The organism is Actinoplanes sp. NBRC 101535 (genome assembly GCF_030269225.1).
In the GTDB taxonomy this organism is placed as follows: domain Bacteria; phylum Actinomycetota; class Actinomycetes; order Mycobacteriales; family Micromonosporaceae; genus Actinoplanes; species Actinoplanes rectilineatus.
On sequence record NZ_BSSY01000004.1, the window covers coordinates 528,852 to 542,079 of the forward strand.

Genomic DNA, 13,228 nt, shown 5'->3' on the forward strand with positions numbered 1-13,228 from the left:
ACTCACACAACAATGCTCGTCACTGGGCGGGAGCTCCCGAGGGCGGGGTGCCGCCCGGGCCGCCGCCACCCGGCGCGCCCGACGGGGGCGTGCCGCCGGGGCCGCCACCACCGGGAGCACCGGACGGCGGGGTGCCACCCTCGCCGCCGCCACCGGCGGGAGCGGCGCCGGCGGTCGGGGTCGTGGTGGTGTCCACCGCTGCGGTCAGCTTCACGGTGTATCCGCCGCTCACGTCGCCGGTCACGGTGGCGAGCTGGCTGGCGCCGGCGTCGTCACCGAAGACGTTGTCGGTCGCCAGGGTGAGCTGTGCCAGGTTGGCGACCGAGGCCTCGTAGCCGGTCTCCTTGTAGACGGTGTCGCAGTACTCCTGCGGGATGGCGACCTGCGAGGTGGCGATGGCGTTCGTCGCGTCGGTGATGCTCGCCTGGTCCGGGTACACCTCGAAGTGGATGTGCGGCCACCGGCCCGTGTAGCAGGCCGGGAAGATGCTGGTGAACGTCACCTTGCCGGAATCGTCGGCGACCTGCACGCCGCGCAGGTAGTTCTCCTCGGTGACCCCGTCGGAGTACATCGAGTAGAGGCCGGCCCGGTCGCAGTGCCAGACGTAGACGGCCACCCCGGCGAACGGGGCGTCATCGTTGGCCATGTCGGTGATGGTGAGTTCCAGCGTCATCGGCACGCCCTCGGCGGTGCCGCTCGCGTCACCGAAGCTGGACCGGATGTCGCTGCGGACGATGCCGCTCTCCTGCAGGACGTTCGGCCCGTTGGAGCCGTCGCCCGGGTACGGCCCGGCGGTCTCGTCCGGGATCTCGCCGGTCGAGGTGGACGATCCGGTCGAGGCCGAGGACGTCGTGGAGTCCGTCGTCGAGGAGCCGTCGCTGCAGGCGGCGAGCCCCAGGGTGGCGGCACCGATCCCGAACGCCCGCAGGACCTGACGGCGTCCCATCAGGGTCCCCAGGTCGAACCCGAGACCCTGATCGAACACCTCCTCGTGCGGTTTGGGAAGGCGCCGCCCCTGGTACGTCGGTTCGTTCTGTCGTGATGCCACGTGTCCTCCGATCGGCGATACCGTGCGGTATCGCCGGTTCGCAATGTGCCGATTGCCAACTTCGACCGCGTTTGAACCGCGGTACGGCACTATGCAAACACCGAAGGCTATGGATGCCCTGTGCCGGGCTGTGCACCCGGCATGAACCGTCAGGACGCCGAGGCCGAGTAACTGTTGGTGACGAAGTTCAGGCCGCCGCTCGACGAGGTGATCTCGTAGCCGAACTGGATCGTGCTCAGCGTGACGTCGCCGTACCAGCCGCGGGTGCGGATCCAGTCCAGGACCGCCTTGATGTCGACCGTGCCGGCACTGGTGTTGCCGGTCCGGACGAAGGAGAACACCTGGTTGGCGCCGTTGGACCCGGAGTAGACGTTCCAGGTGTGCCCGCCGACCGTGGCGGTGGTCTGCAGACTGCCGAGCGGGCCGACCGCGCCGGTCTTGTTCATCCACAGCATGATCTCGTACGTGGTGCCGTTCGCCCAGATGTCGTAGGCGGTGGCGTACGCCCCGCTGGACGGCACCGTCACGTTGAAGCTGCTGCTCGCCGACCTGAGCGAGCTGAGCTTGATGTTCACGCTCCTGCTGGCGTTCGGGTACGACTTCACGCCGCCGGTGTTCGGGTGGTTGGCCCAGACACCCCAGTTGCTGTACGAGTTGGCCCAGATGCTCTGCGGCCCGGCGCCCGAGCCCCAGATGTTGTTGTAGAGGGTGTAGCCACCGTTGGTCCAGGTGGCCCACTGGTCGGAGGACCCCCAGGTGGCGGCCCGGGCCGGCGCCTGGCCGACGGCGATCAGCACCGCCGCGACGACCAGGGAGAACAGGACACGTAGTTTCCGCATGCGTAGCTCCTTACGGGGATTCGTCGAAGCGCTTCGACAGCGGCCGGACATCGCCGGGGATCGATGCCTGACACTCGCACCCTAACAGCCGCGTGACGATCACGTTGCGGAAATGTTTCTCGATCCGTCGTCCACAATGGATCACGGATCGGCGGGGATGCGTTACTCTCGGTGCCATCCGCAGGCCTGACCACGGGGAGACGAACAGTGGCTGAGGAATTCGCGCCGCCGGGGCTGGACACCTCCACGTCGCATCCGGCCCGCCGCTACAACTACTGGCTCGGCGGCAAGGACCACTTCCCCGCCGACCGGGCCTCCGGCGACCTGATCGAGAGCGTGCACCCGACGGTCCGGCTCTCCGTCCGGGAGAACCGGGCGTTCCTGCAACGGTCCGTCCGCTTCCTGGCGAGCGAGGCCGGCATCGACCAGTTCCTCGACATCGGCACCGGCCTGCCCACCGCCGACAACGTCCACGAGGTCGCCCAGCGCATCCACCCGCACACCCGGGTGGTCTACGTCGACAACGACCCGATGGTCGGCGTGCACGCCCGGGCCCTGCTCACCAGCAACCCCGAGGGCCGCACCGTCTATCTCCAGGAGGACCTGCGGTCGCCCGGCGCGATCCTGGGCAACCCGCAGCTCAAGGAGACCCTCGACTTCGGCCGCCCGATCGGCCTGATGCTCGTCGCCGTGCTGCACTTCCTGCCCGACCACGCGCAGGCCACCGCGGTCGTCCGTGAGCTCGTCGACGCCCTGCCCGCCGGCAGTTACCTCGCCGCCACCAACTTCACCCTCGACCACAGCAGCCCACGGCTCGCCGCCGTCGCCCGGCAGATGATCGAGCAGGGCCGGTCGGACGCCCACCCGCGCACCAAGAAGGAGTTCGGCGACTTCTTCACCGGCCTCGGCCTGATCGGACCCGGCATCGTCCCGGTCGCCGACTGGTTCCCCGAGGTGCCGGACGACGAGCGCCCGACCCCCGAACAGATCGGCATCTACGCCGCGGTCGGCCGCAAACCCTGACCGTCGAGCTCCCGGCGATAGCGGGTCTCCGGCAGCGACAGTCCCAGACTGTCGTCGATGCGGGTGGCGCCGTCCGGGCGCCAGCCGCCGATCTCGTAGAAACGCCGCGCCCGCCGGTTGGTGTCCAGCACCCACAGCGTCGCCGTGTCGCAGCCCGCTGCGGCGAGCACGCGCAGGCCGTCCGCCAGCAGGCGCCGGCCCGCGCCGCGGTCCCAGTGCTCCGGGAGCAGGTAGAGCGCGTTCACCTCGCCGGTGGCGTCCGGGCCGGCGGCGACGTTGACGAAACCGCCCACCACGCCGTCGGCGTCCTCCCAGACCAGCACGGCGATCGACGGGTGGTCACCGGCCAGCCAGCCCCGCCAGCGGACCTCCCGTTCGGCGACGTCGAGTCCGTCCAGATGGTCCTGCGGCATCAGCCCGTGATAGGCGGCCTGCCAGCCGCGCACGTGCACGTGCGCGAGCGCGGCGGCATCGGCGATGGTCGCTCTCCGGATCGTCACATCCGGCATCGTTTCATGTCAGAACAGCGCGGAGTACGCGTTGAGCGCCGGCTGACCACCCAGATGGGCGTACAGAACCGTCGATCCGCTGTCGATCTCACCCCGCCGCACCAGGTCGATCAGTCCGGCCATGGACTTGCCCTCGTACACCGGGTCGGTGACCATGCCCTCGGTCCGCGCGGCGAGTCGCATCGCGTCCAGAGTGGTCTCGTCCGGGATGCCGTAGATCCCGGCGTGGTACCGGTCGTCGAGGATGATCTCGTCGTCGGTCAGGTCGCGGGCGCCGATCAGGGACGCCGTGGCACGCGCGATCCGGGCCACCTGGGCGTGCGTCTCGGCCGGCTTCGCGGAGCCGTCGATCCCGATCACCCGGCGCGGGCGGCCACCGGCGTCGGCGAACCCGGCGATCATGCCGGCCTGGGTGCTGCCGGTGACCGAGCAGACGATGATCGTGTCGAAGAAGACGCCCAGCTCCTGCTCCTGGGCGATCACCTCGTGCGCCCAGTTCGCGAAGCCGAGACCACCGAGCCGGTGGTCGCTGGCACCGGCCGGGATCGCGTAGGGCGTGCCCCCGCGCTCCTCGACCTCGGCGATCGCCGCGTCCCAGCTCTCCTTGAAACCGATGCCGAAACCGGCCTTGACCAGCCGCACGTCCGCCCCGGCCAGCCGGCTGATCAGGATGTTGCCGACCTTGTCGTAGACCGCGTCCGGCCAGTCCACCCAGCTCTCCTGCACCAGCACACACTTGAGGCCGGTGGCGGCGGCGACCGCGGCGACCTGGCGGGTGTGGTTGGACTGCACGCCACCGATCGACACCAGGGTGTCCGCGCCGGCGGCGATGGCGTCGGCCACCAGGTATTCCAGCTTGCGGGTCTTGTTACCGCCGTACGCGATGCCGGAGTTGACGTCCTCGCGCTTCGCCCAGATCGCGGCGCCGCCCAGGTGGGCGGTGAGCCGGTCGAGGCGGTGCACCGGGGACGGGCCGAACAGCAGCGGATGGCGGGGGAAATCGGCGAGCGGCATGCGGGGGCTCCTATAGGTCGACGCTGTGGTGCAGGTGGCCCCAGATCTCCGTGTTGATCCGGACGGCCCGCGCCTCGTCGCGCGCGGCCAGGGCCGAGATGAGGTCGTCGTGCAGCCGCACGGAGCGGGACGCCTGGGCCGAGGTGAACAACAGGCGCTCGGCACGGCGTACCACCGGGGTGTGCCGATCGACGGTGCTGATGGCCGCGGCATTGCCGTAAGCCAGCAGGGGGATCGCGTGCACCTCGTCGTCGGCGTCGAGAGCGGCCTCGACGTCACCGGTCGCGACGGCGGCGGCGAACCGGGTGTTGGCCTCGCGCATCGCGGTCACCAGGTGGTCGTCGAGGCTCCCGGCGACGTGGCGGACGGCAAGGTCGTGCATGGCGCCGAGCACCGCGGCGGCGTCCTCGACCTGCTTGGCGACCACCTCGGTGACCCGGGTCCAGCTCTGCGGCTTGGTCTCGACGAGCCCGTCGGCGGCCAGCCGGGCCAGCGCCTCCCGGATCGGCGCGCGGGACAGACCGAGGCGTTCGGCAAGGTCGTCGGGGCGCAGCGCGGATCCGGGCGGCAGTGTGCCGTCGATGATGGCGCTGCGGATCCGCCCGTAGGCGGCGTCCCGCAGCAGGTTACGCCCGATGCTCTCCACAACTGAAATGTTAGATACCAGTGGTGGAGTCCCGCAATGGTTCCCACAGTTCCTTCTCCACACCCGGCCAGCCGGCCAGCTGATCGACGACCCGGTCCAGCAGGGGCAGGTAGGCCGCCCGGAACCGGGTCACCGGGTCGCTGTCCCGCTTGAGGAACCCGTTCCCGGGCTCCCGCGGCAGCTCGTTCCAGGCCGACGGGATGCCCAGGAGCCGGGTGCTGTCCGACTGCGTGAACGTCCGGAGGACCACCCGGTAGGAGAGGTGCCGGTCGAAGTCGTCGATCCAGTCCGCAACCGTCTGATCGGCGATCAGCAGGTGCAGGCCGAGCGCCCGCCCGAGGCGGGCGACCCGCCGGAGCAGCGGGACCAGGCCCGGGGACGAGTCCTTGATCAGGCTCAACTCGTCGATCACGATCAGGAGATGCGGGAGCGGCATCAGCGGCGCGCCGGCCCGGACCGCCTTCGTGTAGGCCGTGTGTGACCGGTGCCCCTCGGACCGCAGCAGCTCCTGACGGCGGGCGATCTCGGCGGTGAGGGTCGTCACGAACCGGTCGAGGCGGGGCGACCCCGGCCACTCGGCGGCGATGTCGCCCATGGTCACGAAGGCGTGCGGCAACCGGGCCAGACCGTGGAAGGTGTCACCACCGCGCGCCTCGATACCGGCGAAGCCGACGTCGGCCGGGGCATGGGTGATCGCCAGCGTGGTCAGCAGCGTCCGGATCAACTCGGTCTTGCCGGACGCACTCGCCCCGCCGATCACGCCGTGCGGGCCCATGCCGCCCTCAGCCGCCTCCTTGAGGTCGAGCTCGACGACGGCACCGTACGCCGTCCGGCCGATCGGCACCCGCAGCCGGTCGGGCCAGCGCCGCGGCCGCCAGTTCACCTCCGGGTCGATCGACTCCGGATCGTCGAGGCCGAGCAGGTCCAGCAGACCGACGATCTCCGTCATGGCGCCACCAGTGTCCGGGCCAGGCAGTCGGTCGCCCAGATCCGCCACTTCTCGTGGCTCCAGCCCAGGTGGTCGACCATCAGCAGGTAGGTCTCCGGGGACAGCAGCGCCACCGCGGTGTCCGCCGCGTCGATGTCGCGCAGGGTCGCCTTGGTGGCCAGCGCCGCGGCGAACACGCCCTGCACCTCGCGGTGGTGGGCGATGCTGGTGGCGCAGACCTCGGCCAGCTCCGGGTCGGACGCCGCGCCGCGCACGATGTCCAGCAGCGGCGCGGCCCGGCGCAGCACCTCGCCGACGCCGGCCACCTGGCGCTGGATCTGGCCGTGCGGGTCCGGGTCGGCGAGCGCCGCACGAACCCAGGGCCGGTCCAGGGTGGGGATCGGTTCGTCGTCGCCGGCGATGGCCCGGTCCAGGGCGGCGACCAGCACCGCCCGCTTGGTGCCGAACGCGTAGTAGATCGTCTGCTCGCCGACCCCGGCGGCCGCTGCGATCGAGCCGACACTCGTCGCCTGATAACCACTGGTGACGAAGAGGGGGATGGCCGCCTCGGCGATCTTGTTGCGGGTCGCCCGTGACCTGGCGGCTCGCCCGTCGGGCTTCTGTGCGCTATCACTCACCGTGTTGACTATAGCGGCACTACAGAAACATTCTTGGAGTGTGACTACAAAAATTCGCGTCCTCATCATCGGCGGCTACGGCGCGGTCGGCCGGGAGGCCGCCACCGCTCTGGCCGGCGACTTCACCGTCCAGGTCGCCGGCCGCCACCCGGAGAAGGCCCGGCCGGTCCCGGGCACCACCGCGGTCCGCCTCGACCTGGCCGACCCGGCGCAGGTCGAAGCCGCCCTCGACGGCGTGGACGTGGTCCTGATGTGCGCCGAGACCGGCAACGCCGACCTGGCCCGAGCCGCTCTGGGACGCGGCATCCACTACCTGGACATCTCCGCGACGCCCTCGGTGCTGGCCGCGATCGAACCCCTCGGCCCCCTCGCCGCCCGGCACGGCGCCACCGCGATCCTGAGCGTCGGTCTCGCGCCCGGCGTGACGACACTTCTTGCCGGGTACGCCGCCGCACGTGCTCCCGGCACCCCGGTCGACATCGGCGTGCTGCTCGGCTCCGGCGAACGGCACGGCGCCGCGGCGATCGACTGGACCCTGGAGGGCCTGGGCCAGATCGCCGGATCATGGCCCGCGGTGTTCCCCGCCCCGTACGGCAGGCGGACCGTGCACGCCTTCCCGTTCGCCGGGCCGGCCGGCACCCGGCACGGTCTGGCCCTGGACTCCCGGCCGATGACGGCCCTGCTCGGCGCGCTCAACCGGCCCGCGGTCGCCCTGCTGCTGCGCCGCCCCGCCGCCCGCCGGTTCGCGGCCGGCCTGCTGGACGCGGTGCACCTCGGCGGTGACGGTTTCGCGGTGTCGGTGCGGGCCGGATCGGTCACGGCCGGGTTCACCGGCAACCGGCAGAGCCGGGCCACCGGGCTGTTCGCCGCGCAGGCGATCCGGATGCTGGACACGATGCCCGCGGGCGTGGCACACATCGACCAGCTGGTCGACCCGGCCACCTTCCTGACCGCACTGGCGGCCCAGGGCTTCCATCTGGAGCTCGATTAGACACGTTTCGCCATCGGGATCCGCATGGCGACTTCAGCCGCCCCTCCCGCCCGTAATCACCACACCCACCACAGGCGTGTTGACTTCGGGCGTCCAGCGCGCCCGTAATCACCACACCCACCACAGGTGTGTTGACTTCGGGCGTCCAACGCGCCCGTAATCACCACACCCACACGGGCGTGTTGACTTCGGGCGTCCAACGCGCCCGAAATCACCACACGGGCGGGTCTTCGCACCGCTGCGGGTGTTCCCGGCCCGGAGCGCGGCCCCCGGGCCGGGAGAGTGCCGTGGCCGCAACGCTGCGGCGGCCACGACGCGGGATCACCTGCTGAATCTTGCTTCCCACTGCGGAACCACCGGTCGGTGGCTCCGGGGACCACTCAACCAGCGGCGATACGCGTACGACAGGGCCGAAGGACCCGGATGATCGAGTGATGCGAGGTGGCGCCGTGGTGACCCATCGCGACGTCCGGGACGCGGTGCTCGGCCTGTTGCCCACCGCGGGCGCCCTGACCGCGGCGTCCTGGCTGCTCACCGGACTGTCCCTGGGCCAGTGGTGGGTGGGTCTGGCGGTGGCCGCCGTGGTGGCGGTGGCCGACGGGCTGTCCCGTCCGGTGCTGCGGGTGCTGGCCCGCTGGTGGGGTGCGGTCGCCGCGCTGATCCTGGGCGTGGTCACCCAGGTCCTGATCGTCGGTCTGGTGCTGATCGGCCTGCCGTGGGTACGCGTGCACAGCTGGGTCACCGTGCTCACCACGTTCGCCGTGGTCGGTGTGGTCTCCGTGGTGGTGCACTGGCTGCTCGGGGTGAACGACAGCTCCTACCTGGTCGCGGACCTGCTCCGGCGGGCCCGCCGGGTCCGTGCCGCACCGGCCGCCGGCGCACCCGCGGGACTGGTGATCGTGCAGGTGGACGGCCTGCCGTTCCCGCTGCTGCGGCACGGCATCCACAGCGGGGTACTGCCCACGCTCGCCCGCTGGGTCCGGTCCGGCAGTCACGACGCCGTCGGCTGGTGGGCCCGCGTCCCGTCCACCACCCCGGCCAGCCAGGCCGCCCTGCTGCACGGCTCCAACGACGGGATCCCGGCGTTCCGCTGGTACGAGCAGGCCCTCGGCCGCCTCGTGGTGTCCAACCGGCCGGCCGACGCCGCCCTGATCGAGGAGCGGGTCTCCGACGGCCGGGGTCTGCTCGCCGGCGGCGGGGTGAGCATCGCCAACATGTTCAGCGGGGACGCGGACACCGCCCTGATGGTGATGAGCCGGGCCGGGCGGCGCGGCGGTCTCGGGCCGGGCGGCGACTACCTGCGGTTCTTCGCCCGCCCGTTCATCCTGGTCCGGTCACTGGTGCTGACCGCCGGCGAGATCGTCAAGGAGCTGCATCAGGGGCGCCAGCAGCGGATGCGGGGCGTCGAGCCGCGGATCCACCGGCACGGGGCGTACCCGCTGCTGCGCGGCCTGACCAACGTGCTGCTGCGGGACCTCAACGTGGCGCTGGTCGCCGAGCACATGATGCGTGGCGCACCGGTGATCTTCGTGGACTTCGTCGACTACGACGAGATCGCCCACCATGCGGGGGTGGCACGGCCGGAGTCGATGGACGCGCTCGCGGGCGTCGACCGGGTCCTCGGGACGCTCGAACAGCTCGCCGCGGCGGCACCCCGGGACTACCGGTTCGTGGTCCTCTCCGATCACGGGCAGAGTCAAGGTCCGACATTTCGTCAGCTTTCCGGGCGTACCCTGGAAGAGGCCGTCCGTGCCCACCTGGCTCTCCCCGCGCCGGTCACCCTCGCCGCGACCAGCGACGTGGAGGGGTGGGGACCGGTCAACGCCCTGCTCGCCGACCTTCTCGGCACCGGCGGACCGGTGGGCCGATGGGCCGCCCGGCGATCCACCGGGGAGAGCGCCGGCATGCTGGTCGGACCGCCGGACGCCGGGCCGGGCGGTGATCGCACCGACCTGGTCGTGGTCGGCTCCGGCAACCTGGGCCTGATCTGGTTCCCGCGCCTCGGTGACCACGTCACGCTGGAGGACCTGCAGGAACGCTTCCCGGCGCTGATCCCGGGGCTGCTCGGTGAGCCGGGCATCGGGTTCGTGGTGGCCGGCAGCGCCCGCGGACCGCTGGCGATCGGGCCGCGCGGCGTGCACCTGCTGGCCGAGGACACCGTCCAGGGTGAGGATCCGCTGGGTCCCTTCGGGCCCCGCGCGGCCCGCGATCTGCTGCGGGTGGCGACCGGGACGAACCATCCTGATCTGTACGTGCACAGCACGCTCGACACCGGCACCGACGAGGTGCACGCGTTCGAGGAGCTGGTCGGCTGCCACGGTGGACTGGGCGGCTGGCAGAACCAGGCGGTGCTGGTGCACCCTGCCGGCTGGACCGTCGACGAGGAGCTCCTCGATGACGGGGAGTTGTACGGGGCCGACGCGGTGCACCGACAGCTGATCCGCTGGCTGGAACGAGCCGGGTTACGGGATTTTTCACGATAAAGAGGCATTTCGCGCTGGCATGGAGGCGCTCCGACCACGATCCTGAACGCCATGGCCGAACACCTGGACGTCGCCGTCATCGGCGCCGGCATCTCCGGCATCGGCGCCGGACGATACCTGCGCACCGAACTCCCGGCGAAGACCTTCGCCATCCTGGAGGCCCGGTCCGCCTCCGGCGGAACGTGGGACCTCTTCCGCTACCCCGGCGTGCGCTCCGACTCCGACCTGCACACCTTCGGGTACGCGTTCAAACCGTGGCGCCACCGCGAGTCGATCGCCACCGCACCCCGGATCCTGGAATACCTCCACGAGACGATCGCCGAGAACGGCCTGGACGAACACATCCGGTACCGGCACCGCGTCGTCGGCGCCGCCTGGTCAAGCACCGACGCCCGCTGGACCCTCGACGTGGACCACGACGGGCAGCGCCGGACCGTCACCGCCAACTGGATCTTCGCGGCCGGCGGGTACTACCGCTACGACCAGGGGCACACCCCCGAATTCCCCGGACGCGACCGGTTCCCCGGGCCGATCGTGCACACCCAACAGTGGCCGGGCGGACTGGACCACACCGGCCGACGGGTCGTCGTGATCGGCAGCGGCGCCACCGCGGTCACGGTCGTCCCGGCCATGGCGGCGACCGCGAGTCACGTCACGATGCTCCAGCGCACGCCCTCGTACGTACTCCCGATGGGAACGCACGATCCGATCGCCGCCGCACTCACCCGGATCTTCGGTCCGGACCGCGGCCACACCCTCACCCGGCACAAGAACATCACCCAGCAGCGGGCCGTCTGGAAGTTCTGCCGCCGCCACCCCGGCCTGGCCCGCCGCATCCTGCGCCGGATCACCGCCCGGCAGCTGCCACCCGGATATCCGGTCGACGAACACTTCAACCCGCCGTACCCGCCCTGGGACCAGCGGCTGTGCATCTCCCCAGACGGCGACCTGTTCGCCGCCATCCGCTCCGGGACGGCCTCGGTCGTCACCGACCGGATCACCACGTTCACCGAGACCGGGCTGCTCCTGGAATCCGGCCGCACCCTCGACGCCGACATCATCGTCACCGCCACCGGACTGCGCGTCCAGGCGTTCGGCGGGGCCGCGCTGACCGTCGACGGGACACCGGTCACGCTGGCGGACACCATCGCGTACAAGGGCATGATGCTGTCCGGGGTGCCGAATTTCGCGTACGCCATCGGCTACACCAACTCGTCGTGGACCCTGAAGATCGGCCTGCTCTGCGAACACTTCTGCCGCCTGCTCGCCCACATGGACGCCCACGGGCACCGCGTCTGCCGCCCGGAACCCGCCGCACCCGGCATGACGACCCGGCCGTTCCTCGACTTCGGCGCCGGATACATCCGCCGGGCGGTGGACGAACTGCCCCGCCAAGGCGACCGGATGCCCTGGCTGACCTCGATGAACTACCGCGACGACGTGCGCCTGCTGCGCGCCGCCACGGTCGCCGACCCGGAGCTGCGGTTCACCGCCTGAGCCCCGGACCGGCCACCACGAACCTCAGAGAGTCTGCGTCAACTTGTGCGCGGCCGTCTTGCTGATCTTCTTGAACTCGGCGTCCGGCGCATCCTGGAAGCCCATCAGACCCACGGTCATGGAAACATTCTTGTACGCGACGACGGCCAGCTTGCCGTGCACGGTCATCGAACCGCCGCTCGGATTCGGCAGGGTCAGGTCCATCGCGATGCCGACCGAGGCGTCACCGAGAGCGGACAGCTTCGCCCGCGACATCGAGATCTTCATGCCGTTGGCCTCGAACTCCGGGCACCGCTTGAGCACATCCTCGTTGGAGCTGACGATGGCGCGGGCGGTCGTGGCGCCGGTGTCGACGAGAACCTGCAGCACGACCGGGCCTTCGGGGCCCTTGAGGAACGAGGCGAACTCGGACTTCGGTTTCGTCGCCTTGCCCCGCAACACCTCGGCCAGCCGGTGCATCACCGGTGGAACGACCGGCTTGGTGGACGCGATCGGGTCCTCGGCGCCCTGACCGGCGCAGGGATCCCCGGACGGCCCCTTCTCGTAGAGGGGGGTGAGCGTCTCCCGCAGCGAGTCGAGATCACTCGTCGCCTTGTAGCCTTCCGGCAGCTCCTTCTCGACGAGCAGACCGTCCTTGAGCGGCTTCCCCCCGACCTCCGCCCCGAGGCCCACCCCGCTCACGGCAGCCGTCACCGACCCGGGCGACTTGGCGTAGGCGGCGCTCGCCGTACCCGCCATCCCCGCGGCAGTCACCGACAGACAGAGCCCCAGCGAAACGGCCACCGGGAACCCTGCCGATATCTTCATGGCTTCTTTCTTGGTTCGTCCCATTACTTCACGATAATTCCGGCTGACCCGGCAAGCCCCCGTTTCCGCAACGTCTTCCCAGTTCAGGAGCCCCATCCGCCCCAGTGGCAAGCCCTCGTCCGCAACAGCAACAGCACCAGTCCCACCCGTCAACGCCACCCGAGACGGCGCCCGCACCCGATCAACCCACCAGGCCGGCGACAGCACCCGATCAAGGCATTGGGCGCATAGACCCTCCGCTTCAGGCCGGCCTCTGCACCCGACCCCTTGATCGGGTGCGCCGATCACCCCGAGGCGCGCCGGCGCCGATCACGCCAACGCAGGACGGCGGCCGCACGCGTTCACGCCCACCAAGACGGTGAGTGCACCCGATCCCACGATCGGATGCACTGACCCTCCGCTTCGGGATGGCGGGCGCACTCAATGACGTGATCGGGTACACAGACCCTCCGCTTCAGGCCGGCGGCCGCACCCAACGCCTTGACCGGGTACGACCACCGGACCTCGAGACGGTGAGCGCACCCGATCACCACGGCCGAGACGGTGAGCGCACCCGACCACGGGATTGGGTGCGCTCACCGTCCGATTCGGGAGGGTGAGCACACACGGCGGCGTGATCGGGCGCTACCACCGGCCCCCGAGACTGCGAGCGCACCCGATCACCGCGGCCGAAACGGCGAGCGCACCCGACCACGGGATTGGGTGCGCTCACCGTCCGATTCGGGAGGGTGAGCACACACGGCGGCGTGATCGGGCGCTACCACCGGCCCCCGAGACTGCGAGCGCACCCGATCACCGCGGCCGA

At 70.8% G+C, this 13,228-nt stretch carries 12 protein-coding genes; 4 read left to right on the plus strand and 8 right to left on the minus strand.

From position 1 onward, the window contains the following. Positions 1-19: 19 nt before the first annotated feature. Positions 20-1,048, minus strand: a complete 1,029-nt coding sequence (locus QSK32_RS14375; protein ID WP_045739614.1) for an intradiol ring-cleavage dioxygenase — start codon at positions 1,046-1,048, stop codon at positions 20-22. Positions 1,049-1,197: 149 nt separating this feature from the next. After that, positions 1,198-1,887, minus strand: a complete 690-nt coding sequence (locus QSK32_RS14380) for a GH12 family glycosyl hydrolase domain-containing protein (RefSeq protein WP_045739613.1) — start codon at positions 1,885-1,887, stop codon at positions 1,198-1,200. A 207-nt stretch (positions 1,888-2,094) separates the two neighbouring features. On the opposite strand from QSK32_RS14380, the gene QSK32_RS14385 reads away from it, so the two are divergent. Then, positions 2,095-2,910: an SAM-dependent methyltransferase gene (locus QSK32_RS14385; RefSeq protein ID WP_285472193.1), complete on the plus strand. Its 816-nt coding sequence runs from the start codon at positions 2,095-2,097 to the stop codon at positions 2,908-2,910. Here QSK32_RS14385 and QSK32_RS14390 read toward each other — a convergent pair. From QSK32_RS14390 to QSK32_RS14410, 5 genes are read right to left on the minus strand one after another with little or no spacing between them, the layout of a single operon-like run. Next, a complete protein-coding gene (locus QSK32_RS14390) occupies positions 2,883-3,410 on the minus strand; it encodes a GNAT family N-acetyltransferase (RefSeq protein ID WP_052720042.1) in 528 nt (175 codons plus the stop codon). The two genes, QSK32_RS14385 and QSK32_RS14390, sit on opposite strands and share 28 nt — an antisense overlap. Before the next feature lie 18 nt (positions 3,411-3,428). Continuing rightward, positions 3,429-4,433: a 1-aminocyclopropane-1-carboxylate deaminase gene (locus tag QSK32_RS14395; protein WP_045739610.1), complete on the minus strand. Its 1,005-nt coding sequence runs from the start codon at positions 4,431-4,433 to the stop codon at positions 3,429-3,431. Between the two features lie 10 nt (positions 4,434-4,443). Then, the gene (locus tag QSK32_RS14400; RefSeq protein WP_045739609.1) at positions 4,444-5,079 is read right to left on the minus strand and encodes a GntR family transcriptional regulator; all 636 of its coding nucleotides are present in this window, start codon (positions 5,077-5,079) and stop codon (positions 4,444-4,446) included. A 10-nt stretch (positions 5,080-5,089) separates the two neighbouring features. Beyond that, positions 5,090-6,028, minus strand: a complete 939-nt coding sequence (locus tag QSK32_RS14405) for an FtsK/SpoIIIE domain-containing protein (RefSeq protein WP_285472194.1) — start codon at positions 6,026-6,028, stop codon at positions 5,090-5,092. After that, positions 6,025-6,645, minus strand: a complete 621-nt coding sequence (locus QSK32_RS14410) for a TetR/AcrR family transcriptional regulator (RefSeq protein WP_045739607.1) — start codon at positions 6,643-6,645, stop codon at positions 6,025-6,027. Before QSK32_RS14410 ends, QSK32_RS14405 begins: the two co-directional genes overlap by 4 nt. Before the next feature lie 40 nt (positions 6,646-6,685). Here QSK32_RS14410 and QSK32_RS14415 point away from each other — a divergent pair, with 40 nt between their 5' ends. From QSK32_RS14415 to QSK32_RS14425, 3 genes are all read left to right on the plus strand, one after another. Beyond that, positions 6,686-7,636, plus strand: a complete 951-nt coding sequence (locus QSK32_RS14415) for a saccharopine dehydrogenase NADP-binding domain-containing protein (RefSeq protein WP_285472195.1) — start codon at positions 6,686-6,688, stop codon at positions 7,634-7,636. Between the two features lie 449 nt (positions 7,637-8,085). Then, entirely contained in the window at positions 8,086-10,119 is a 2,034-nt protein-coding gene (locus tag QSK32_RS14420) for an alkaline phosphatase family protein (RefSeq protein ID WP_157410658.1), read from the plus strand. Positions 10,120-10,170: 51 nt separating this feature from the next. Further along, the gene (locus QSK32_RS14425; RefSeq protein WP_285472196.1) at positions 10,171-11,616 is read left to right on the plus strand and encodes a flavin-containing monooxygenase; all 1,446 of its coding nucleotides are present in this window, start codon (positions 10,171-10,173) and stop codon (positions 11,614-11,616) included. 24 nt (positions 11,617-11,640) lie between these two features. Here QSK32_RS14425 and QSK32_RS14430 read toward each other — a convergent pair whose 3' ends face one another. Next, positions 11,641-12,423, minus strand: coding sequence for a hypothetical protein (locus QSK32_RS14430; protein ID WP_285472197.1), 783 nt, complete (start codon positions 12,421-12,423; stop codon positions 11,641-11,643). Positions 12,424-13,228 lie beyond the last annotated feature (805 nt).

Excerpts from the sequence above, each read along its gene's own strand:
- QSK32_RS14380 (WP_045739613.1), bottom strand. The coding sequence starts at position 1,887 with ATGCGGAAACTACGTGTCCTGTTCTCCCTGGTCGTCGCGGCGGTGCTG.
- QSK32_RS14395 (WP_045739610.1), bottom strand. The coding sequence starts at position 4,433 with ATGCCGCTCGCCGATTTCCCCCGCCATCCGCTGCTGTTCGGCCCGTCC.
- QSK32_RS14405 (WP_285472194.1), bottom strand. The coding sequence starts at position 6,028 with ATGACGGAGATCGTCGGTCTGCTGGACCTGCTCGGCCTCGACGATCCG.
- QSK32_RS14425 (WP_285472196.1), top strand. The coding sequence starts at position 10,171 with ATGGCCGAACACCTGGACGTCGCCGTCATCGGCGCCGGCATCTCCGGC.
- QSK32_RS14430 (WP_285472197.1), bottom strand. The coding sequence starts at position 12,423 with ATGAAGATATCGGCAGGGTTCCCGGTGGCCGTTTCGCTGGGGCTCTGT.